Consider the following 953-nt stretch of genomic DNA (forward strand, 5'->3'; position numbering starts at 1 on the left):
TCCGCGTCGAGGATGCATTCGGACCCGTTGGTGCAGTGGAAGCGGTAGCGCGTCATGCCGTCCCTCACTCTCCTCGCGCGGCGATGCCCGTCAACGTTAATGTTCACTATATGTTCTAATCAGGCAACCCGGCCAGGGCGGGGGCGCGATGCCGCAGCCGGTGGAGCAGGGGCCTCCCGCGCCGACGGGGCTTGCGGCGGCGGGCGAACGGCGCGAAGTCGGGACCAACGATGCGGACCGGGAGGAGCGACCAGATGGGCGACGGGAAAGGCCAGGGTGGGCCGGCCGAGGGCGGGCAGGCCAAGGAACAGGGCAAGGGGCTGCGCAAGGGGCTCACCAGCTACGGCGATGCCGGCTTCTCGCTCTTCCTTCGCAAGGCCTTCATCAAGGCCATGGGCTACTCGGACGACGCGCTCAACCGTCCGATCGTCGGCATCACCAACACCTACAGCGACTACAATCCCTGCCACGGCAACGTGCCGGCCTTGATCGAGGCGGCCAAGCGCGGGGTGATGCTGTCGGGGGCGATGCCGATGGTGTTCCCCACCATCTCGATCCACGAGAGCTTCGCCCACCCGACCTCGATGTTCCTGCGCAACCTGATGGCGATGGACACCGAGGAGATGATCCGCGCCCAGCCGATGGACGCGGTGATCGTCATCGGCGGCTGCGACAAGACCCTGCCGGCGCAGGTGATGGCGGCGGCGAGCGTCGACCTGCCGACGGTGGTGATCCCGGTCGGCCCGATGGTGGTGGGCCACCACAAGGGCGAGGTGCTCGGCGCCTGCACCGATTGCCGTCGGCTGTGGGGCGCCCACCGGGCCGGCGAGATCGACGAGCGCGAGATCGAGACCGTCAACGGCCGCCTCGCCCCCTCGGTCGGCACCTGCATGGTGATGGGCACTGCCTCGACCATGGCCTGCGTCATCGAGGCGATGGGCCTCGCCCTGCCG

At 68.7% G+C, this 953-nt stretch carries 1 protein-coding gene; it reads left to right on the forward strand.

Translation table 11 applies throughout. The features are described from left to right. Positions 1-254: 254 nt before the first annotated feature. A partial coding sequence (locus VQ02_RS33510; protein WP_245239931.1) for a dihydroxy-acid dehydratase domain-containing protein occupies positions 255-953 on the forward strand: 699 nt, incomplete at its 3' end.

Source organism: Methylobacterium variabile, from assembly GCF_001043975.1.
Taxonomy (GTDB): domain Bacteria; phylum Pseudomonadota; class Alphaproteobacteria; order Rhizobiales; family Beijerinckiaceae; genus Methylobacterium; species Methylobacterium variabile.